Here is a 21,169-nt window from a genome sequence, read left to right as displayed (position 1 = left end):
GGTCCACCGGCACATGGGGCCGGTCGTCATGTCGTCGGGCGGGGCGCCTGTTCAGCCTTGAGGCGCCGCAGCACGAAATTCCGTACCGGACGCGGCAGCACGATGTCCAGCAGGCGCAGCCCCGCGAAGATCCGGGGGAAGATCAGGTGCGGCCGTTCCTCCTCCACCGCGCGGGCGATCAGGCGGGCGGCCTGGGGGGCGGTTTGCAGGAAGGGCTTGGTGCTGCTGACCCGCCGGCTCATCGGCGTGTCGACGAAGCCCGGCGACACCAGCGTCACCCCCACGCCGTGGTCCAGCAGGCCCGTGCGCAGCGCCTCGGCGAAACGCGCCAGCCCGGCTTTCGATCCCGAATAGCCGGGGGCGAACGGCAGGGCATGAAAGGCCGCGACCGAGCCCAGCAGGACGATATGGCCGCGCTGCCGCGCCACCATGCGCTCCGCCCCGGCGGTGGCCAGCGCGGCCGGAGTCGCGAAATTCACCAGCCCCAGTTCCAGCACCGTCTCGGCGCGCTCGGTCAGGGCATGCCGCTGGCGCATGTCCCCCAGCCCGGCGGCCAGGACCAGCAGATCGACCGGGTGGGTGTCGTCATCCGCGCGGAACGCCGCGATCGCGGCGGCGCCGTCGGCCAGATTGAGCGTGCGCGTCGCGACGGTGGCGCCCATGGTCCGGCAGTCGCGCGCCACCTGTTCCAGCCGGGCCGGATCGCGCCCCCACAGGACCAGCCGGCGGCCCGAACGGGCATAGAAACGGGCCAGTTCCGCCCCGATCCCGCTGGAGGCTCCGGTAATCAGGACGGTCGCCGGATCAAAACGGATTTCGCCCCCCTGATGAGTCTTGGCCATCGGGCCCCTTTCTTTAGCTACCAATTCCATGTCATCAGCACTGGCTGGCCGTCGTGGCCATGCGATTCAGCCAATTGCCCGCCGGACGGCACGGCCGGACGCCGCCATCGCGGCGACCCGGCGCGGACCCAACCGCGGCCAGAAGACGGAACGGTCATGAACGAAGCGGATCAACTTGTCATTACCCCCGTATCCGGCCTTCGTCAGTTGTCGCACTTCATCCGCCTGCCCCGCCGGCTGTATGCGGGACTGCCCGGCTATGTGCCGCCGCTGGACATGGAGCAGAAGGATCTGCTCGATCCGCGCAAGAGCGCGTTTTTCGGCCACGGGCGGGCGCAATATTTCCTGGCCATGCGCGCGGGGCGGCCGGTGGGCCGGATCTCCGCGCAGATCGACGATCTGGCCATCGAGAGACTCGGCGAGAATATTGGCTTTTTCGGGGCGCTGGACGCGATCGACGACGCGGCCGTGGTTACCGCCCTGCTGGACGCCGCCTGCGACTGGCTGCGCGAGCGGGGCATGGTGACCGCCCGTGGGCCGTTCACGCTGAATTCGAACGGCGAGCTGGGCGTGATGATCGAGGGGCATGACGCCCCGCCGATGATCGCCATGCCCTGGCACCCGCGCTGGCTGCCGCCGCTGATCGAGGCCTGCGGGTTCGCCAAGGCGATGGATTTCGTGGCCTACCAGATGGATATCGGCCCGCAGGCCGAGGAAAAGCACCTCGTGCCCTCCAGCCTGCGGCTGGGCGAGGGGCGGCTGGGCACGGTGAGCACGCGCGGCATGCGCAAGGGGCGGATCGCCGAGGACGGCGAGATCCTGCGCCAGCTCTATAACGACGCGTGGCGCAACAACTGGGGCTCGTTGCCGCTGACCGCCGACGAGATGAAGGCGATGATCGCGCAGATGAAGCCGATCCTGAAGCCCGAGCATTACGTGCTGATCGAGCAGAACGGCGAACCGGTGGCCGTGGCGCTGGTGGTGCCGAACCTGTACGACATCGCGGGCGACCTGGGCGGCGCGCCCTCGCCGCTGGGCTGGGTGCGGCTGGCGGCGCGGCTGCTGCGCCACCGGTTCCGGTCCGCGCGCGTCATCCTGCTGGGCGTCAGCTCGAAAATGGAGGGGACGGCGCTGGGCGCCATCCTGCCCGCGCTGGCGATTGCCGAACTGATGCGGCGCGGCCATTCCCTACCCTATCGCATGGTCGAAATGGGCTGGATCGTCGAGACCAACATGCCGATGCGCCGGCTGATCGAGCGCCTGGCCCCCGAGCCGTGCAAGCGCTACCGCGTCTATGATCGCGGTCTATGATCGCGGGTTACGCACCCAACAATGAATTTTACAGGTGGCTCCAGCCGGGGCGGTCAAGCGCCAGCGTGCCGCCTGCGCCGTCGCGGACCTCGACTCCCTTCAGCGCGCGGTCGAACCGGCCGATGCGGGTGACCGGCACGCCCCCCCGGGCGGCGGCCCGGCGCAGGGCAGCCTCGTGGTCCGGCGGGACGGCCAGCAGCAATTCGTAATCGTCGCCGCCGGTGAGGCAGGTGGGCAGCCAGCCCGGCCCCGCCCGGCGGGCGGCGTCGGACAGGGGCACGCTCGCGGCGTCGAGCCACGCGCCCAGGCCGCTTTCGCGCGCCAGGTGGCCCAGATCCTGCACCAGCCCGTCCGACACATCCATCGCCGCCGAGGCGATGCCGCCCAGCCCCAGCCCCAGCCTGGGCTCGGGCAGGCGGTAGCGCCGGGCCAGGACGCCCGAGGCATCGGCCAGTTCGCCGCGCAGCACGCGCAGCCCCAGCGCGCCGTCGCCGATCGTCCCGGTGACCCAGATGTCGTCGCCGTCGCGCGCGCCGCCGCGCCGCAGAGCGCCGCCGGGGCGGACATGGCCGAGGATGGTCAGGGACAGCACCAGCGGCCCCGGCGTGGCGGTGGTATCGCCCCCCAGCAGGGCCAGGCCATAATGGGCCTGATCGTCGCGCAGCCCGGCCGCGAAGGCGGCGAACCAGTCCTCGCCCCGCGCGTGGGGGCGGGTGACCGACAGCAGGTAGCCCAGGGGGGTGGCATCCATCGCCGCCAGGTCGGACAGGTTGCAGCGCAGCAGCTTGCGCCCCACCGTGTCGGGTGGATCGTCCGGCAGGAAATGCACCGATTCGACCATCGTATCGACCGCGATCACCAGTTCGCGGCCCTTCGGCGGCCGCACCAGCGCCGCGTCGTCGGTCAGGCCCAGCGCGCCCTCGCCCGCCAGGGCGCTGAAATGCCGGCGGATGAAGCGGAATTCCGACGGCAGGGGGGCGGACCCGCCCATCGGATCAGGCGCCTTCGGCCCCATGAGGCTCCTCGGCCGCGGTGCCCGGCGCGGGATGGGGCGCGGGGTCGGGCGCGCGCAGCCGGCGGGCCAGCGCGTCCAGCACGCCGTTGACCATCTTCGGCTCGTCACCCGAAAAGAAGCCGTGGGCGATGTCGAGATATTCGTTGATGACCACGCGCGTCGGCACCCCGTCGACCACCGTCAGTTCGCCGCCCGCGGCGCGCAGCAGCGCGCGCAGCACCGGATCGAGGCGCCCGACCGGCCAGGACGGCGGCAGCACGTCGACGATCAGGGCGTCGATCCGCTCGCGCCCCGCCACCGCCGACCGCGCCACCTGCTCGAACAGGCGGATATCGGCCTCGGGCACGCGCCCGTCCTCGTACGCGGCATCCTGATCGGCGTCCGGCGTCGCCAGCAGCCGATGCCGCAGGAACTGCCCGATCACGGCCTCCGGCGTGTCCTCGCCCTGCTCGATCTGGAACAGCGCCTGCACCACCGCGACGCGAGACGCGGTTCGCGAGCGGGTTCGCACATGGGTCCTGTCTTCGTCCTGCGATGCGGTCATGCGCCTGTCTCCCTGCTGCCTGCTCTCCGCGAGAGGCGGCTTCATCGCCTCTTTACGTCGCCAGGTCCATAGGCGTCATCCCGGGGGGCGCCGTCGTGCCGTGCCCCGGCGGCGGCGGCCCGGGCCTCGGCCGGTCCGGGGATCGATTCCAGGATCGCCGCGAAATCCTTGGTTTCACGAAAATCCCAATGCACGCTGGCGAAACGGATATAAGCTACGATATCGACCTCGCGCAGCGTGTCCATCACCAGCTTGCCGATATCGCCCGATGGAATGTCGGTCTCGCCCGACGCTTCCAGCTTGCGGACCAGGCCGTTGACGATTCGCTCGATCCGCTCGTCATCCACCGGGCGCTTGCGCAGGGCGACGCGCACCGAGCGCGCCAGCTTGTCGCGTTCGAACGGCACGCGGCGGCCGTCGGCCTTGAGCACGTACAGGTCGCGAAGCTGCACCCGCTCGATGGTGGTGAAGCGCTGGCCGCATGACGCGCAGATCCGCCGGCGACGGATCGCCGCCCCGTCTTCATGCGGACGACTATCCTTGACCTGGGTATCGTCATGACCACAAAAAGGGCATCTCATGCGGGCTTCTGTCCTGACCGGCGTGTTCCTCGGTGGGAAATGCGCATGAAATCAACCGGACGCAAGCCCATGCGGGCAAGTCGGCTCCGCCTTGTGCCCTCCCGGCGCCGTGATACTCTTTCCGCAATCGAGAAGGCGAGGAGCCCATGACGCGACACGCGCTGCTGATCGGAATGCTGATCCTCGCCAGCCAGGCGGCCCTGTCGGCCGCGCGGGCCGCGCCGCTGGCGCCCGACGACAACCAGACCACCGCCGGGCAGGATATCGAGATCCGCGATGCCTCGCTCCAGATCCTGCGCCCCGAACGCCGGATCGCCGCCGGCTATTTCACGATCGAGAACCGGGGCGAGTCGGTGCATCTGCTGGCCGGGGTCTCGTCACCCGCCTGCCCGCGGCTGTTCGCCCACCATACCGAACAGGAAAGCACGGGCGAGACGGCGGCCCTGTTCTCGCATCTTGCCCTGCCGGCCCAGACCACCCTGGTTTTCCCGCCGGGCGGCTATCACCTGATCTGCGCCGATTATGGCGACGGCGTGCGGCCGGGCCAGCAGGTCACCATCACGTTCCACTTCCTGGGGGGCGCCACCCGCAACGTCCCCTTCCTGGTCCGCGCCGCCGCCGATACCCAGGACGCCACCCCGCCGGATGCGACGCCCTAGAATATAAAAATGGAATATCGGACGCGATCACGCCGCCTTGGGCGTGAGGGTGCGGCGCACCGCGTCGCGCCAGCCCGCCAGCATGGTCTGGCGCTGGGCGTCTTCCATGCCGGCCTCGAACACGTGGCCGCGCGACCAGCGCGATGCCACGTCGTCCAGGTCGGTCCATACGCCGCAGGCCAGACCGGCCAGGAACGCGGCGCCGGTGGCCGTCGTCTCCAGATGGGTCGGCCGCTCGACGCCGGCTTGCAGGATGTCGGCCAGGAACTGGCAGAACCAGTCATTGGCCGCCATGCCGCCATCGACGCGCAGCGTCTTCACCTGGCCGCCGCCGTCCTGCGCCATCGCCTCCATCAGGTCGTAGGTCTGGTAGGCAACGGATTCCAGCGCCGCGCGGGCGATATGCGCCGCGGTGGCATCCAGCGTCAGGCCGCAGATCAGGCCGCGGGCCTCCGGGTCCCAATGCGGGGCGCCCAGCCCGACGAAGCCGGGCACCATATACACGCCATGGCTGTGCGGAATGCGCGTCGCCATGTCGTCGGTCTGCGAGGCGTGGGTGATGAGGTGCAGCCCGTCGCGCAGCCACTTGATGGCGGCGCCGGCGACGAAGATCGCGCCTTCGAGCGCGTAGGTCGTGCGGCCGCCGATCCGGTAGCCGATCGTGGTCAGCATCCGGTTGGCCGAGGCCACCGGGGACTCGCCGGTATTGAGCAGCACGAAACAGCCGGTGCCGTAGGTCGCCTTGGCCATGCCGGGGGTGAAGCAGGCCTGCCCGACCAGCGCCGCCTGCTGGTCGCCCGCCATGCCCGCCACCGGGATCGCGCGGCCGAGCAGCGCCGGGTCGGTCTCGCCATAGATCTCGCTGTTGCCACGCACCTCGGGCAGCAGGCTGCGCGGGATATCGAACAGGCGCAGCAGGTCGTCGTCCCAGCATTGGCGGTGGATGTCGAACAGCAGCGTGCGCGATGCATTGGTGACGTCGGTGGCATGCACCTGCCCGCCCGTCAGGCGCCACAGCAGGAAACTGTCGATGGTGCCGAAGGCCAGCCGCCCGGCCTCGGCATCGCGCCTGGCCCCGGCGACGTTGTCGAGGATCCAGGCCAGCTTGCTGGCGGAGAAATACGGGTCCAGCAGCAGACCGGTCCGCGCGCGCACCAGGTCCTCGTACCCGTCCTGGCGCATGCGCGCGCAGAGGGGGGCGGTGCGGCGGTCCTGCCAGACGATGGCGCGGTGGACCGGCTTGCCGGTCGCGCGGTCCCAGACCACGATCGTCTCGCGCTGGTTGGTGATGCCGATCGCGGCCACGCCGTCCGCGCCGCCGCTCTGTTCCAGTACGTCGCGCGCGGTCGAGACCACGTCGCGCCAGATTTCCTCGGCATCATGCTCGACCCAGCCATGGTCGGGATAATGCTGCGCGAATTCGGCACGCGCCGTCGCCAGCGGCTGGGCGTCGCGGTCGAAGATGATGCTGCGGGTCGAGGTGGTGCCCTGGTCGATCGCCAGGATCGTGTTCTTGTTGCTCATGCTCGTTCCTCCCAATCTTCGCTCGTTCTCATGACTGGCCGGTCGCGCGGACCTCGACCGTCTGGGGGTCGGCCAGGGGGCCGCCGACCTGGGGCGCCACCCGGTCGCGCAGGCGCGGCATGTAGGGGCGCACCAGGTACTGATAGGCCCCGGCACCGATCACGCCGCCGGCCAGCGGGCCCACGATGGGCACCCACCAGTAATGGCCGGGGGCCGGCAGGGCGGACGGCCCCCAGCCGGCGAGGTAGCAGAACAGGCGCGGCCCGAAATCGCGCGCCGGATTGATGGCCCAGGCTTCCAGATAGCCCGCGCAGCCGCCGATCGCGGCCACCAGCAGGCCGATGATCAGCGCGCCGGAATTGGCCTGCGGCGCCTGGGTGTTATATTCGCACGTCACGGCGAAGATCCCGAACAGCAGCATCGCCGTCAGGATGGTTTCGTCCACCAGGGCGTGGAGCGGCGTCACGAAATCGCCGGGATGGGTAAAGAACACCCCCGCCGCGCCGCCGTCGGTCATGCGATCCAGATGATGCACCAGGTTGAAATGGTCGATCACCGGCGCGTAGAGGACATAGACGATGGCCGCCCCGGCCATGCCGCCCAGAACCTGGACGGCGGCATAGGGCAGCACCTTGCGCCACGGAAAGCCGCGATACAGCGCAAGCGCCAGCGTGACGGCCGGATTGGCATGGGTGCCCGACACCGCGCCCGTGACATAGATGGCGATGGTGACGCCCAGGCCCCAGACGATGCACACGCCCCAATAGGCGTTGCGATAGGGGCTGGGATCGTACAGCGAATACATCGCGGCGACGGAATCACCGATCAGGATGATGATGAAGACCGCGATGAACTCGGAGATCAGCTCTCCGACGAATTGCCTGGTCCTGTCCATGGTCCCGCTTCTTCTCTTTGTTTTTTCGGGTTTCTTTTCGGGGCGTCTGTTCGGGCTGCTGGTCCTGGGGCGCGGTCCCGTCCCTCAGTCGGCCATGGCGGGCCGATTGCCGGGCGCGCCCTGGCGCCGCGCCGCGAGATAATGCTCCAGCCGCGCCTGGCCGTCCTCGTCGACATGCAGCCCCTGGCGCGAGCGGCGCCATAGAATATCCTCGGCGGTCACCGCCCATTCCCGCGCGATCAGGTACTCGACCTCGCGCGCCGTCAGGCCGCCGCCGAAATCCTCGCCCAGATCGGCCCGGCTCTGCGCCGTACCCAGTATGTCCCACGCCAGCGTGCCGTAGTGGCGAACCAGGCGCCGCGCGTCGTCGAGCGGCAGGAAGGGCGCGTGGACCCGCAGGCGCGCCACCGCCGAATCGAACCCGCCCGGCCCCAGGTCGCCGCCCGGCAGCGGTTGGCCGGCGGTCCAGCCCCGCCCGCCCACAACCGGCAGGAAGGGTGCCAGCTTTTCCAGCGCGTGCTCGGCGAGACGGCGATAGGTGGTGATCTTGCCGCCGAAGATCGACAGCAGCACGCCCCCTTCCGGCGGGGAATCGACATCCAGCACGTAGTCGCGCGTTACCGCCGAGGCATTCTGCGCCGCATCGTCATAGAGCGGCCTGACCCCGGCATAGGACCACACAACGTCGCCGGGCGTGACGGGTTTGGTGAAATAGCGATTCACGCTGTCGCACAGATAGCGGACTTCGTCCTCGGTGATCCGGACGTCGCCCGGATCGGCCGTCCATGGGATGTCGGTGGTGCCGATGAGGGTGAAATCGCGCTCGTACGGGATCGCGAACACGATCCGGCGGTCGGGGTTCTGGAAAATATAGGCCTGTTCGCCTTCGAAGCGGCGCGGCACCACGATGTGGCTGCCCTTGACCAGCCTGACCTGCTTGGTGGTCCCGATCGCCAGCGTGTCGCGCAGTACGCGCTCGACCCACGGGCCGGCGGCGTTGACCAGACCGCGCACCCGCACGGTCTGCCGGCCGGACGCGTCCTCGATCGTCGCCTCCCAGACGCCGCCGACCCGGCGGGCGCCGACCAGCCTGGTCCGGGTACGGATATCGGCGCCGCGCGCCCGTGCGTCCATCGCGTTCAGCACCACCAGCCGGCTGTCCAGCACCCGCGCGTCGGAATAGATGAAGGCCCGCCGATACGCCGGCCGCAGCGGCTTGCCGACCGGGTCGCGGTCCAGCCGCACGCCGCGCGAGCGCGGCAGCGTCATCCGCCCGCCCAGATGGTCGTACAGGAACAGGCCCATCCGCAGCATCCAGGCCGGTCGCACCAGCCTGGAATGCGGCAGCACGAACGACAGCGGCCAGATGATGTGCGGCGCGATCGCCAGCAGCCGCTCGCGCTCGATCAGCGCCTCGCGCACCAGGCGGAATTCGTAATATTCCAGATAGCGCAACCCGCCATGGATCAGCTTGGTACTGGCGGACGAGGTATGGGACGCCAGGTCGTGCTGTTCCACCAGCAGCACCGACGCCCCCCGCCCGGCGGCGTCGCGCGCGATGCCGGCACCGTTGACGCCGCCGCCGACGATCAGCAGGTCATAAAGTTGCGGCGCGGGGGATTGCTGTGCGGGATTCGTCCCGCGCGATGGATCGGACAACATGGCTCACTTCCTCCCGGCGATGTTCGTAAACGAACACAAAAGGAAAAATCAACGCAAAACGAAGCGAGGAAGCGCGCTTTCGAAGCCAATGATCCGAAGATTTCGTGCCGATCGTGGAAAAGATGTTCGTTTTAGAACATTTCCTTGGGCGTCTGCCCGGACACGTGGAGGGCGACCTGGTGCTGCGCCAGCACCGCGCGCACCGATGGCGGCGGCGGGCGATCGGTGAACAGGGCCTGGACGTCGGACAGGTGCCCTACCCGCCCCATCGGCCGCCGCCCGAACTTGGTGTGGTCGGCCAGCAGGAACACGGTGCGCGCGTTGCGCATGATCGTCCGCGCCAGTTCGATCTCGTCGAGGTCGAAATCCAGCAGCGTGCCGTCTTCCTCGATGCCGCTGATGCCGATCACCCCGAAATCGGCGCGATACTGGTCGATCATCGCGGTCGCGGTCGGGCCGGTGATGCCGCCGTCGTGCGAGCGCACCGTGCCGCCGGCCACCACCACCCGGAAGCTGGAGCGCGGCGCCAGGGTCGAGGCCACATGCAGGTTGTTGGTGATGACCCGCAGGCCCTGGTGATGCAGCAGCGCCCGCGCGAAGGCCTCGGTCGTGGTACCGATATTGATGAACAGCGACGACTGGTCCGGGATCTCGCGCGCCGCGATCTGGCCGATCGCCTCCTTCTCGCGCCGGTTGAGTACCTGCCGTTCGGCATAGGCGATGTTCTCGATCGACGAGACCAGCCCGGCCCCGCCGTGATGGCGGGTCAACTGGCCGATCCCGGCCAGGTGGTTCACGTCGCGGCGGATCGTCTGCACCGCCACGCGCAGGCGCTGCGCCAGTTCCTCGTTGGCCACGTAGCCGCGCGCCCGCACCAGCGACAGGATCTCGCGATAGCGGTCCTCGGAGGGAATGCCGGCCATGTCAGCCCGCCTCGGCCAGTACCTGCAGGACGGCCTGGCCGTAGCGATCCAGCTTGGAGGCGCCCACGCCCTTGATCCGCCCCAGCGCATCGAGCGTCGCCGGGCGTTCGATCGCGATGTCGTGCAGCACGGCGTCGTGGAAGATCACATAGGGCGGAATTTCCTGCTCGCGCGCCTCGCCCAGCCGCCAGGCGCGCAGGGCGGCGAACGGGCCCTCGGCCTCGGGCGGCAGGGCGACCGCCGGCCGTGCCGCCGCCGGCCGGCCGGCGCCCCCCGACCGCACCGCGCGCGTCGTCTTCAGGTCCTCGACCGGATCGTCGCGCAGCAGCACCTTTTCCTCGCCGCGCAGGATCGGGCGGGCCACCGCCTCGTTCAATGCCAGGGCGTTGTAGTCGCCGGTCACGCGGATGGCGCCGCGCGCGATCAACTGGCGGATCACCCCGCGCCAGAACGGCTCGGGCCGGTCCTGGCCGATGCCGAACACGCTCAGCCGGTCGTGGCTGTAGCGCGATGCCATCTCGTTCACCTTGCCGCGCAGCACCGCCGTCACATGCACCGCGCCGAATTTCTGGCCGATGCGATAGATCGTCGACAGGACCTTCTGCGCCTCGACCGTGCCGTCGAACGAGGCGACCGGGTTGCGGCAATTGTCGCAATGCCCGCAGGGCGTGGCCAGCGTCTCGCCGAAACAGCCCAGCAGCGCCTGGGTGCGGCAGCCGGTGGTCTCGGTCAGGGTGATCATCGCCTCCAGCCGGGCGCTCATGATCCGTTTCTGGGCGTCGGGCGCCGCGGATTGCTCCAGCCAGTGGCGGGCCCGCGCGATATCGTCGCCGCCATAGAGCAGCACCGTCTCGGACGTCTCGCCGTCGCGACCGGCGCGGCCGATCTGCTGGTAATAGGCCTCGGGCGACGAGGGCATGTCCAGATGCACCACCGTCCGCACGTCGGGGCGGTCGATCCCCATGCCGAAGGCGACCGTCGCCACGATCACCACCGGCTCGCCGGAGCGGAAGCGGGCCAGGGCGGCGCGCTTTTCGATCGGCGACAGGCCGGCATGGAACGGCAGCGCCGGCCAGTCGCGGTCGGCCAGCGACTTTGCCACGCGTTCGGTTTTGCTGCGGCTGCCGCAATAGACGATCGCGGCCTCGCCCGCGTGCCGGCCCAGAACCTCCAGCACCTGGCGCAGTTCCGACGTCTTCGCCCGCACGGCGATGTCCAGGTTGGGCCGGTGGAAACTGGCGCGCAGGACCTGGGCATCGGGCATCGCCAGCGCGCCCAGGATGTCGGCCTGGGTGCGCGGGTCGGCCGTGGCGGTCAGCGCGATGCGCGGCACGCCGGGAAAATGCTCGGGTAGGCTGGCCAGCGCCCGGTATTCCGGCCGGAATTCGTGGCCCCAGGCCGAGATGCAATGGGCCTCGTCGATCGCGATCACCGAGATCGCGAGCCGCGACAGCCGGTCGAGCGTGCCGGGCGACAGCAGGCGCTCGGGCGAGACATACAGGATGTCCAGCCGGCCGGCGGCCAGGTCGGCCCGCACCCGCGCCGCGTCGTCGGGCTCCAGTTCCGAATGCAGCGCCCCCGCATTGACCCCGACCTGCCGCAGGGCGGCCACCTGGTCGTCCATCAGGGCGATCAGCGGCGAGATCACCAGCCCGGTGCCGGGACGCGCCAGCGCCGGCACCTGGTAGCAGATGCTCTTGCCGCCGCCGGTCGGCATCAGCACCAGGCAGTCGCGCCCGGCCATCACCGCCTCGACCGCCTGCTCCTGCAAGCCGCGGAAATCGGGGAAGCCGAAGACGCGGGACAGGATCGCCCGGGGCGTGTCCGTGTGTTCGGCCAGCGTCATGTGCTCGGCAAACGGGGCGTCAGAGTGCTGCAATCTCGATCTTGCCCCCTGCCTTGCCCCTGCCCTGCGCCTGCACGCGACTCACTGGACCGGAGACCTTGGTGCCCCCTGCCCGCCTTTGCGTCAACCTGCGTTTCAGCCCGGAAAGATGGCGGGGCCGACGTCACACGGCGGCGGCGACCGCCCGCCCGTCCGCCAGCCGCCAGACGCGGTCCAGTTTTTCCACGCCGACCAGGCGATGCGCGATCAGGATCACCGTGCGGCCCGCCGTCACGTCGTACAGCGTCGTCAGGAACGCGCGCTCGGTCTCGCCGTCCAGGCCGGTCGCCGGCTCGTCCAGGATCAGGATCGGCGCGTCGGACAGCAGCGTGCGCGCCAGCGCGATCCGCCGGCCCTGGCCGCCCGACAGCGATGCCCCGCCCTCGCCCAGCCACGCATCGAGCCCGTCGGGCAGCGCGCGGACCGTGTCGCCCATCTGCGCGCGGTCCAGCGCCGTCCACAGATCGGCCTCGCTCGCCTCGGGCCGGCCCAGCAGCAGGTTGGCGCGGATGGTGTCGGCGAACAGGTGCGTCGCCTGCGACAGCCATGCCATGCGCCGGCGCACCGACACGCTGTCCAGCGTCGCCAGGTCCTGCCCGCCCAGCGTGATCCGCCCCGCGCCGGGGGCCGCGACCTTCAGCAGCAGCGCGGCCAGGGTGGATTTGCCGATCCCCGACGGCCCCAGGATCGCGACGCGGGTGCCTTGTCGGATGTCCAGGTTCAGCCCGTCGAATACCGGGGCGCGATCGGCCTGCCAGCGGAACGACACCTGTTCGAAGCGGATGTCGGTGCCGGGCGGGGCCGGCTGCGTGCCGGCGATGACCGGCGGGCCATCGGTTTCGCCGACCGCGACCACCCGGGCCGCCGCGCGGCTGATCCCGCCGGCCAGCGCGCCGGCGCGCGTCAGGCCGCCCGCGCTCTCGAACCCAGCGAGGACGAGAAACAGCAGCCCGATGCCGCGCGCCGCCGGAATCGGCCCCAGCCCGACACCCAGGATCGCGGCCAGCACGGCCAGCATCGCCGCCTGGCCGCACAGATAGGACGCGCCACCCATCAGGGCCAGCAGCCGCGCCTGCCGCGCCTGCCCCCGCAGCAGCGCGGCGTCGCGGGCCCGCGCGTGCGACATCATGCGGCCCTCGGCGCCGAAGGCCCGGATTTCACGCAGTCCGGTCACCAGGTCCAGCACGCCGATCCGCAGGTCGGCCAGGCGATGCGTCAGGATCGCGGCCTCGCGCCGCCCCATCAGCGCCGCCGCCAGCGGCAGCAGGAAGGCGCCGGCCGCGAACAGGCCGCCGACGATCGCCGCCAGCAGCGGATCGACCGGCAGGATCGCGACCACCAGGAACGGCAGGACCAGGCAGGCCCCGGCGAGCGGCACCATGATCCGCAGATACAGCCCGTCCAGCGCCTCGACATCCGATACCAGCCGCGACAGCAGGTCGCCCGCGCGGCGGAAGCCCAGGCCGGCGGCCGCGCCGCCGGCAAGGCGGCGGAAGAACCAGACCCGCAGGTCGGCCAGCGCGCGGAACATCGCGTCATGCGTGACCAGGCGCTCGACATAGCGCAGCACCACGCGCGCCACGCCCGAGACGCGCAGCAGCCCCATCCCGGCCACCGCGCCGCCGAACGCCAGCGCGGCCACGCGCGCGCCCGCGCCGCGCATCAGCACCAGCGCGGCGAGCAGCGCCAGCAGGGAGAGGAACGCACCGGCCGCCAGGCGCGGCGCGCGGCCCCGCCACAGCGCCAGCACGCGCAGGATCGGGTCCAGGCCGGTGGACGGGGCGTGTTCGGCAGGGGCGCGATCAGACATGGACATGACGCCCCTCCTCGACGGGGACCGGCCGGGGCGCCAGGGCGCCGGGCTGCCCCAGGTCGAGGCCCAGGTCGAGGCACGGGCCGGCGAACGCGCGCGCGCCTGCCGCGTGGCTGGACAGGATGACCGTCCGGCCCCGCGCCAGGACGCGCAGGCTGGCCAGGATCTCGCCCTCCGTCTCCGGGTCGAGATGGGCTGTCGGCTCGTCCAGCAGCAGCAGCTTCGCGTCCTTCAGGTAGGCACGGGCGATCGCCACGCGCTGCGCCTGACCGCCCGACAGGCCGAACCCGCCCTCGCCGATCGGCGTGTCCAGGCCCTGGGGCAGGTCGGCGAGGAAGCGATCGACCGAGGCGGCGTCGAGTGCTGCGCGCAACGCATGCTCATCGGCATCGGGGCGGGCGAAGAGGATGTTCTCGCGCAGCGTGCCGGCGAACAGCACCGGCTTCTGCCCGATCCAGGAGACCAGGGCCGACTGGGTCGCGGGCGCCATGGCGGCCAGGTCCGCGCCGCCGACCAGTACCTGGCCGCTGTCCGGCACGATGAAGCCCAGCAGCATTTCGATGATCGTCGACTTGCCCGCGCCCGACGGGCCGACCAGCGTCAGGATCTCGCCCGCGCCGACCGCGAAGCTGAGATCGTCCAGCACCGGACCGCGCGCGGCGTCCCACGCGAAGGTGACATGCGCGAACGCCACCGCCACCCCGCCCGCCGCCAAGGCGGGCAGCGCATCGCGCGCCGGCGCGGCCTGGGCCGGCGCATCCGGCAGGTCGCCCATCGCCGAGGCCGCGCCGGCCGCGTGCGCGCGATCCTGGTAGGCCAGGGCCAGCGCGCGCAGGGGCGCGAAGAATTCCGGCACCAGAAGCAGCACGAACAGGCTGCGCGCCGCCGCATCGGCCAGCGCGGCCGGGCTGCCGCCATGCCGGAGCAGTTGCACGACCCCGCCATCGCGCACCACGATCAGCACCAGCGCCACCACCATCGCGCAGTCGATCGATGCCGAGGACAGGAACGCCACCCGCAGGATCTTCATGGTCCGGCGGCGCAGTTCGTCGGCCGCCGCGGCCAGCCGCCCGGCCTCGTCATCGGCGCGGTTGAGCAGGACGATGGTGGCGATGCCGCGCACCCGGTCGAGAAAACGGGCTTGCAGGCGGGTCATGGCCAGGAACTGGTTGCGCGACGCGACGGCGGCCCCGATGCCGAAGACCGCCTGCCCCACGGGAACGGCCAGCCCGCAGAGGATCATGATCGCCGCCGCACCGGGCTGGGCCACGGCCGCCAGCGCCGCGATGAGGGCCGGCACCGCGATCCACAGCACCGATGCCGGGATCCAGCGGGCGAAGAACCCGTCCAGCGCCTCGATCCGGTCCACCGCCAGGGCGGTCAGTTCCGCGCTGTGCCGACGCCGCAGCAGGGCGGGGCCGCCCCGCAGGATGGCGGCCAGCACCTCGTCGCGCAGCCGCCGCCGGGCCTGTTGCCCGGCCCGGGCCGCCGCCATGTCGCCGCCCGCCATGAGCAGCGCGCGCACCGCCGCCAGGCCGGCCAGGGCCGCCAGCAGCAGCCCGGCGCCCGGCCAGCGCGCCGAGGCCGGCCCGGCCAGTCCGCGCGCCAGGATCGACGCCACGCACCAGGCCTGGCCGACGGCGACCAGCCCGGCCAGCATGCCGCAGGCCACGACAGGCATCGCCGGCCGCCGCCCCAGGCGCGATTGCGCCCGTGTCCAGGCACGCATCACCATTTTGTCACCGCTCATGATCGCGACCTATAATCGAAGCTTTCGGCCAGGGACAGCCATTCCCGACCGCCAATCACCGCGCCTGCCGGCCAGCCGCCATGCGGATTCAGCGCACGCCCTCCCCCGGCTGATCTTTCTTCAGCGGGAACAGGAGGATATAGCGCGTCCCGTCTTCCTCGACGATCTTCAGGTTGCCGCCGAGCTGGCGCGCGAAGCCGCGGATCAGTTGCATGCCGATGCCGCTTCGCTCCCCGCTGGTCGCCTGGTGGCCGTTGGCGAGCCCGATCCCGTCATCGGCGATATCCAGCCGCGCCTGGCCGGGGCCGGCGTAGTCCAGCCTGACCGAAATGGTGCCGCGCCGCCCGTCGCTGAAGGCGTGCTTGATGGCGTTGCTGACGATTTCGGTGATGATGAGGGCCAGCGGCACCGCCTGGTCGGGCCCCAGTTCCAGCGTCGCGGCATGCACCGACAGGCCCAGCCGGCCGCTACCCGCGTGCCCTGCCGCCTGCAAGATCTGGCCGCACAGCTCGCTGACGAAATGCTCCATGTTCATGCTGAACAATTCGCCTTCGGCATACAGGTAGCGATGCAGGGTCGCCAGCGCCCGCACCCGGTCGCGGGCCTGCGCGAATTCCTCGCGCGCCTCGGGCTGGCGGATGCGGTTTGCCTGGAGGTTCAGCAGCGAGGCGACGATCTGCAAGTTGTTCTTGACGCGATGGTGCATCTCCTTCAGCAGCAGTTCCTGCCGGACCGCCGCGCGGGCCAGGCGCCGCTCGTCGCGGGCGAGGCTGCGGGTGGCCTGGGTGAAGGCCCGCGCCAGTTGGCGGATCTCGACCGGCATCACCCAACTGGCCCGCCCGTCGAACACGCCGCCTGCCGCCTGCCAGCGTTCGACCGAGCCGGTCAGCCGGCGCAAGGGCGCGACCAGCAATGCATTGGCGCTCTGGGTCACGCCGATCAGGCCGCAGCCCAGCAGGCCGATGATGACGAACAGCCAGATCACGAACACGACCAGCGCATGGGTTTCGGCGGGATTGCGGCGGGTCATCGTCAAGGCCGACACGCCGCCCTCGATCGGGCCGAAGGCGAAGGCCGCGTCGCCGACGCTGAGCAACTGCCGGCTTTCGCGCTGCACCGACGTCATGGCCGCCATCCAGCGCACGACGTCGGGAGGAGGCGACTCCGGATAGGCGCAGTCATCGCACAGGGGCGCGATCTTGTGGTCGCGCCGGATGATCCACGCATCGATCGTGCCGCTCTTCTGCATGAAATCGAGGCGGGGGTCGCCGATCTGGAGATGGCGCCGGCTCCAGACGACGGGCATGATGGCCGTCAGGAAGCCCGATCGGACCGCACCCGTTGAATCGGCTGAATCGGCGATCGAGGTCGACAGGCTGATGCGGATATAGGAGCGCCCGGCCGGATCGCCGCCGCGGATATCGAGCGGCACCACGCGCACGTCGCCGTTGAAACGCGGCAGTTCCTCATAGGGCACGTGGTCGGGCAATGACAGCGTGTTGTCGCCATTGACCGACAGCAGCACCCTCCCCCGATCGTCCAGCAATGCCAGGCGATAGAACTCGCCAGTCAGCGACCGGGCCATCTGCAAGGTCCGCATGAACCCCTGCTCGTCCAGCGACATGTGGCTGATCGAGGCCAGGAGGGCGGCGATATGATCGATGTCGTGGCGGACTTCGAGGTCGATCCGCCCGATCGCCATGTCCGCCCGGAATGCCGGTGCTTCCAGCGTATGGCGGTAGCTGTTCCATGCCTGGAGGCCGGCGATCACGGCCATCGGGCCGGCGGCGCAGAGGATGATCGCGATCATCCGCACGCTGACCGCCCCGAACAGCCGGAGAAGCCATCCGCCCCAAGGCCCCTTCCGTCTCGGCCGGATCCGGCCGCCCCCCTTGCCCATCTAGCCCTTGGTCTCGCGGTCTTTCTCGATCAGACGCAGCAATTCCTCGGGCAGGGGCTCGGAAGCGACCTCATCGAAAAGCTGATGCAGCCCGCGCTTGAGCCATAGCTCGAACGGATCGTCTCGCCGGGTGGCCTTGCTGGCTTTCGACGGCCGCGCCGGACGGGAATCCTTGCGGGACGTCATCGATGATCCCTGAGATCCACTAATCCTCCCGCAAACCCTCTGAGCGCCGCGTCCCGGTCCTGTCGATGGTGGCGAACAGTAGAGCAGCGCGTGTCCTACCGTCCAGCCGTTCGACTCGGGAAATGCCGCTCGGGAAAGCGAAGGGCTTGCCGGGTAATGGCTCAGGGGTGCGCGGCGGCGGATCCGAGCGGTGCCGTCCGCTCCGCCAGAAGGCCGCGCACGCGGGCGATCCGCGCCTTGACCTGCGGCGCGTCGGGATCCTCGCCGGTCATCCAGTTTTCCAACTGGCGACGGGCGCGGAAGACCCGGCTCTTGGCCGTGCCGACGGCGCATCCGGTCGCCTCGGCCAGATGCTCGTAGCTCATGCCGTGCAGGACCACCATGATCAGGGCCTCGCGCTGGTCCTGGGGGAGACGGTCCAGCGCCATCGCCAGGTCCTTGAGGGCCAGCCGGTCCTCGTGCGACGCCGTGGTCGCCAGCACCGACGCGGGGATATCCTCGATATCCGTCGTCTCCCGCCGCTTGCGCAGGTCGGAAATGAAGCGGTTGCGCAGGATGCGATGCATCCACGCCGAAAAATTCGTGCCCGGTATGAAGCTGTCCTGGGCGGCAAGCGCATTGCACACGGCGTCCTGCACCAGGTCTTCCGCCATCGTTCGATTTCTGGTCAGGGCAAGGGCCTGGACGCGGAGACGCGGGAGGATCGCTATCACCTGGTCGTGGAAATTATTCGCCATCGTTCTGTTCCTCGCTTGCCGAACTGGCACCAGTGTAATGACTGAGTTGTGTTTTAATCATGACGAAGGCGTGAGATGCGTTTAGAAACTCTCAAACCCCCGTTAAAAACCCGCCATAATAGTGATTTACGGCCATAATTGTGAAACCCGATCCCCTCGCGGCGCACCGTCCGGGCCGGCGACATGCGGATTATGTCACGGCCACGACACGGTAGCTGGCGAAGGGCGCGCCGAATTCCTAGTTCCTCTTGCGGACAATTTTATCGCTGTCATGATCCATACCGTAACGTGTTCCTTGCGGAGTTGACCGTTCGATGCCCCTATCGCGGCGGCAGGATCTGATCCGGGCCCTTCCTTATGCCAGGCGATACGCGCGCGCCCTGACCGGTAGCCAGCCGCGCGGCGATCTTCTGGTGGCCGAGAGCCTGCGGGGACTGACGGTGGCCGAGCCCGGGCCGATGCCGGCGCGATTATGCCTGTATCAATGGATCTCGCGGCAGTTCCAGCCCGGGCCGGCGTCGGACGCCGAGACCCTGAACACCGTGAAGCGCAAGCTGCTGCTGCTGACCTCGCTGGAGGAACTGTCGATCGCCGATGCCGCGCGGGTCGTGGACCTGGCCGAGGCCGAGGCCGCCGAGATCCTGTCCCAGGCCCATGCGGACCTGCGCAAGGTGGCCCAGACCTCGATCCTGATCATCGAGGACGAGCCGATCATCGCGATGGATATCGAGGACCTCGTCCGCTGGTGCGGGCACGAGGTGGCCGGCGTCGCGGCGACCGAGGCCGACGCGGTGGACCTGGCATGCCGGACGAAGCCCGGCCTGATCCTGGCGGACATCAACCTGGGCGCGGGCGGCGACGGCGCGCAGGCCGTCGCCAGCATCCTGCGCCGACACAAGGCCCCGGTCATCTTCGTCACCGCCTATCCGGAACGCCTGCTGACGGGCGAGGCGATCGAACCCGCCTTCGTCATCACCAAGCCGTTCGAGCCGATGACCCTGGCGATCGCGACCTATCAGGCCGTTACCGGCGGCCCCAGTTTCGACTGAAACGCGGCGCCTCCTTTCCCCTTGCGCCGGGGCCGCGCCATGGTCCAGAACCCCGGTCATGTCGCCTCCTCTCCTTCTTCTTCAGGATATCGTCCTGACGCTCGGCGGCGCTCCGCTGCTCAACGGTGCCGGATTCGGGGTTTCGTCCGGCGAACGGATCTGCCTGGTCGGGCGCAACGGCAGCGGGAAATCCACCCTGCTGCGCATCGCGGCCGGCCAGTTGGCGCCCGATGACGGCACGCGGTTCCTCCAGCCCGGCACCACGGTGCGCTACCTGGCGCAGGAGCCCGACCTGTCGGGCTTCGCCACCACGCTGGACTATGTCCGTTCGGGCATGCCGCCCGACGGGCCCGACCATCGCGCCGCCCTGCTGCTGGGCGAGTTGGGGCTGACGGGGGCGGAAGACCCGGCGACCCTGTCGGGGGGCGAGGCCCGGCGCTGCGCGCTGGCCTGGGCGCTGGCGCCCGAGCCCGACCTGCTGCTGCTGGACGAGCCCACCAACCATCTGGACATGCCGACCATCGAGTGGCTGGAACGAGAATTGCTGTCCCTGTCCTCGGCCATGGTAATCATCAGCCATGACCGCCGGATGCTGGAAACCCTGTCGCGCGGCGTCGTGTGGCTGGATCGCGGCGTCACGCGGCGGCTGGACCAGGGCTTTGCCCGCTTCGAATCCTGGCGCGAGGAGGTGCTGGAACAGGAGGAGCGCGACGCCCACAAGCTGGACCGCCAGATCGCGCGCGAGGAAGACTGGATGCGCTATGGCGTCACCGCGCGGCGCAAGCGCAACGTGCGCCGGGTCGGCGAACTCGCGGCGCTGCGGCAGGCGCGGCGCGAGGCGGTGCGCGCGCCCGGCGGCGTGAAGATGCAGGCCAGCGAGGACGGGTTGTCCGGCAAGCTGGTGGCGGTGGCCGAGGATGTCCGCAAGGCCTACGGCCCGCGCACGGTGATCGACGGGCTGGATCTGCGCGTGCTGCGCGGCGACCGGCTGGGCATTGTCGGCGCCAATGGCGCGGGCAAGAGTACCCTGCTGCGGTTGCTGACCGGCCAGGACCGGCCGGATACCGGCGAGATCCGGATCGGCACCGCGCTGTCGGTCGTGACCCTGGACCAGCAGCGGCGGACGCTGGACCCGGGCCGCACGCTGGCCGATACGCTGACCGGCGGCGGTGGCGACATGGTACAGGTCGGCGGTGAGAAGCGCCATGTCATCGGCTATATGAAGGATTTCCTGTTCCGCCCCGAACAGGCCCGCACACCGGTCAGCGCGCTGTCGGGTGGCGAGCGGGGGCGGCTGATGCTGGCCTGCGCGCTGGCCCGCCCGTCGAACCTGCTGGTGCTGGACGAACCGACCAACGACCTGGATCTGGAGACGCTGGACCTGTTGCAGGAGATGCTGGACGCCTATGCCGGCACCGTGCTGCTGGTCAGCCACGATCGCGACTTCCTGGACCGGGTGGCGACCTCGGTCCTGCTGGCGGAAGGGGCCGGACGGTGGGTTGAATATGCCGGCGGCTATAGCGACATGCTGGCCCAGCGCGGCGGCGTGGCCCCGGCGGCCCGGGGACGCGGCGAAACCGGCGCCTCTCCGGTCGCGCAGAAGCGATCGGACAGGGGGCCGGCGCGCAAGCTGTCCTACAAGGACCAGCACGCGCTGGACCGCCTGCCCGGCCAGATCGCGGCGCTGGAGACGCAGATCGGCCAGTTGCGGGTGGTCCTGTCGGATGGCGGGTTGTATGCCCGCGATCCGGCGGCCTTTACCGCGGGGACGGAAAAACTGGAGCGCGCCGAGGCCGAACTGACGGCGGCCGAGGAGCGTTGGCTGGAACTGGAAATGCTGCGCGAATCGCTGGGATCGTCCTGACCCGTGCCGCGCGTGGCGCGCTGAGGAAG

At 70.1% G+C, this 21,169-nt stretch carries 18 protein-coding genes; 4 read left to right on the top strand and 14 right to left on the bottom strand.

The features are described from left to right. Positions 1-26: 26 nt before the first annotated feature. Positions 27-842, bottom strand: a complete 816-nt coding sequence (locus HLH48_RS11985; RefSeq protein WP_182997741.1) for an SDR family NAD(P)-dependent oxidoreductase — start codon at positions 840-842, stop codon at positions 27-29. Between the two features lie 156 nt (positions 843-998). Here HLH48_RS11985 and HLH48_RS11980 point away from each other — a divergent pair, with 156 nt between their 5' ends. Further along, positions 999-2,153, top strand: coding sequence for a GNAT family N-acetyltransferase (locus HLH48_RS11980; RefSeq protein WP_182997740.1), 1,155 nt, complete (start codon positions 999-1,001; stop codon positions 2,151-2,153). Between the two features lie 28 nt (positions 2,154-2,181). On the opposite strand, the gene thiL is transcribed toward HLH48_RS11980, so the two are convergent. Genes thiL through nrdR form a run of 3 tightly spaced genes read right to left on the bottom strand, consistent with a single transcriptional unit; the run spans position 2,182 to position 4,293 of the window. Then, positions 2,182-3,144, bottom strand: coding sequence for a thiamine-phosphate kinase (thiL, locus tag HLH48_RS11975; protein ID WP_182997739.1), 963 nt, complete (start codon positions 3,142-3,144; stop codon positions 2,182-2,184). Between the two features lie 4 nt (positions 3,145-3,148). Further along, the gene (nusB, locus tag HLH48_RS11970; RefSeq protein ID WP_182997738.1) at positions 3,149-3,712 is read right to left on the bottom strand and encodes a transcription antitermination factor NusB; all 564 of its coding nucleotides are present in this window, start codon (positions 3,710-3,712) and stop codon (positions 3,149-3,151) included. Positions 3,713-3,753: 41 nt separating this feature from the next. Further along, positions 3,754-4,293 (bottom strand): transcriptional regulator NrdR, encoded by a 540-nt coding sequence (gene nrdR / locus HLH48_RS11965; RefSeq protein ID WP_246387272.1) that lies wholly within the window; start codon positions 4,291-4,293, stop codon positions 3,754-3,756. A gap of 146 nt (positions 4,294-4,439) precedes the next feature. Here nrdR and HLH48_RS11960 point away from each other — a divergent pair, with 146 nt between their 5' ends. After that, a complete protein-coding gene (locus tag HLH48_RS11960; RefSeq protein ID WP_182997737.1) occupies positions 4,440-4,952 on the top strand; it encodes a copper chaperone PCu(A)C in 513 nt (170 codons plus the stop codon). Positions 4,953-4,979: 27 nt separating this feature from the next. On the opposite strand, the gene glpK is transcribed toward HLH48_RS11960, so the two are convergent. The 10 genes from glpK to HLH48_RS11910 all read right to left on the bottom strand — a co-directional run bounded on the left by glpK (position 4,980) and on the right by HLH48_RS11910 (position 18,227). After that, positions 4,980-6,476: a glycerol kinase GlpK gene (gene glpK / locus HLH48_RS11955; RefSeq protein ID WP_182997736.1), complete on the bottom strand. Its 1,497-nt coding sequence runs from the start codon at positions 6,474-6,476 to the stop codon at positions 4,980-4,982. 28 nt (positions 6,477-6,504) lie between these two features. Further along, a complete protein-coding gene (locus tag HLH48_RS11950; RefSeq protein WP_182997735.1) occupies positions 6,505-7,371 on the bottom strand; it encodes an MIP/aquaporin family protein in 867 nt (288 codons plus the stop codon). An 84-nt stretch (positions 7,372-7,455) separates the two neighbouring features. Further along, positions 7,456-9,033, bottom strand: coding sequence for a glycerol-3-phosphate dehydrogenase (gene glpD / locus HLH48_RS11945; protein WP_182997734.1), 1,578 nt, complete (start codon positions 9,031-9,033; stop codon positions 7,456-7,458). A gap of 131 nt (positions 9,034-9,164) precedes the next feature. Next, positions 9,165-9,956: a DeoR/GlpR family DNA-binding transcription regulator gene (locus HLH48_RS11940; protein WP_182997733.1), complete on the bottom strand. Its 792-nt coding sequence runs from the start codon at positions 9,954-9,956 to the stop codon at positions 9,165-9,167. A gap of 1 nt (position 9,957) precedes the next feature. After that, positions 9,958-11,802 carry a DNA helicase RecQ gene (gene recQ / locus HLH48_RS11935; RefSeq protein WP_182997781.1) on the bottom strand — a complete coding sequence of 615 codons (1,845 nt, stop codon included), beginning with the start codon at positions 11,800-11,802 and terminating at the stop codon, positions 9,958-9,960. A gap of 163 nt (positions 11,803-11,965) precedes the next feature. Continuing rightward, a complete protein-coding gene (cydC, locus tag HLH48_RS11930; protein WP_182997780.1) occupies positions 11,966-13,651 on the bottom strand; it encodes a thiol reductant ABC exporter subunit CydC in 1,686 nt (561 codons plus the stop codon). Then, positions 13,644-15,404 carry a thiol reductant ABC exporter subunit CydD gene (cydD, locus tag HLH48_RS11925; RefSeq protein ID WP_182997732.1) on the bottom strand — a complete coding sequence of 587 codons (1,761 nt, stop codon included), beginning with the start codon at positions 15,402-15,404 and terminating at the stop codon, positions 13,644-13,646. Before cydD ends, cydC begins: the two co-directional genes overlap by 8 nt. A gap of 88 nt (positions 15,405-15,492) precedes the next feature. Continuing rightward, on the bottom strand, positions 15,493-17,214 hold the full coding sequence (locus tag HLH48_RS11920; RefSeq protein WP_246387271.1) for a sensor histidine kinase: 1,722 nt from the start codon (positions 17,212-17,214) through the stop codon (positions 15,493-15,495). 90 nt (positions 17,215-17,304) lie between these two features. Next, positions 17,305-17,490 (bottom strand): NepR family anti-sigma factor, encoded by a 186-nt coding sequence (locus HLH48_RS11915; RefSeq protein WP_182997730.1) that lies wholly within the window; start codon positions 17,488-17,490, stop codon positions 17,305-17,307. A gap of 161 nt (positions 17,491-17,651) precedes the next feature. Further along, positions 17,652-18,227 carry a sigma-70 family RNA polymerase sigma factor gene (locus HLH48_RS11910; protein WP_182997729.1) on the bottom strand — a complete coding sequence of 192 codons (576 nt, stop codon included), beginning with the start codon at positions 18,225-18,227 and terminating at the stop codon, positions 17,652-17,654. Between the two features lie 314 nt (positions 18,228-18,541). On the opposite strand from HLH48_RS11910, the gene HLH48_RS11905 reads away from it, so the two are divergent. Then, on the top strand, positions 18,542-19,276 hold the full coding sequence (locus HLH48_RS11905; protein WP_182997728.1) for a response regulator: 735 nt from the start codon (positions 18,542-18,544) through the stop codon (positions 19,274-19,276). Positions 19,277-19,334: 58 nt separating this feature from the next. Beyond that, the gene (locus HLH48_RS11900; protein ID WP_182997727.1) at positions 19,335-21,140 is read left to right on the top strand and encodes an ABC-F family ATP-binding cassette domain-containing protein; all 1,806 of its coding nucleotides are present in this window, start codon (positions 19,335-19,337) and stop codon (positions 21,138-21,140) included. The last annotated feature ends 29 nt before the right edge of the window (positions 21,141-21,169 follow it).

Source organism: Gluconacetobacter sacchari, from assembly GCF_014174255.1.
Lineage (GTDB): Bacteria > Pseudomonadota > Alphaproteobacteria > Acetobacterales > Acetobacteraceae > Gluconacetobacter > Gluconacetobacter sacchari.
This window is presented reverse-complemented; position numbering and strand designations above follow the sequence as displayed.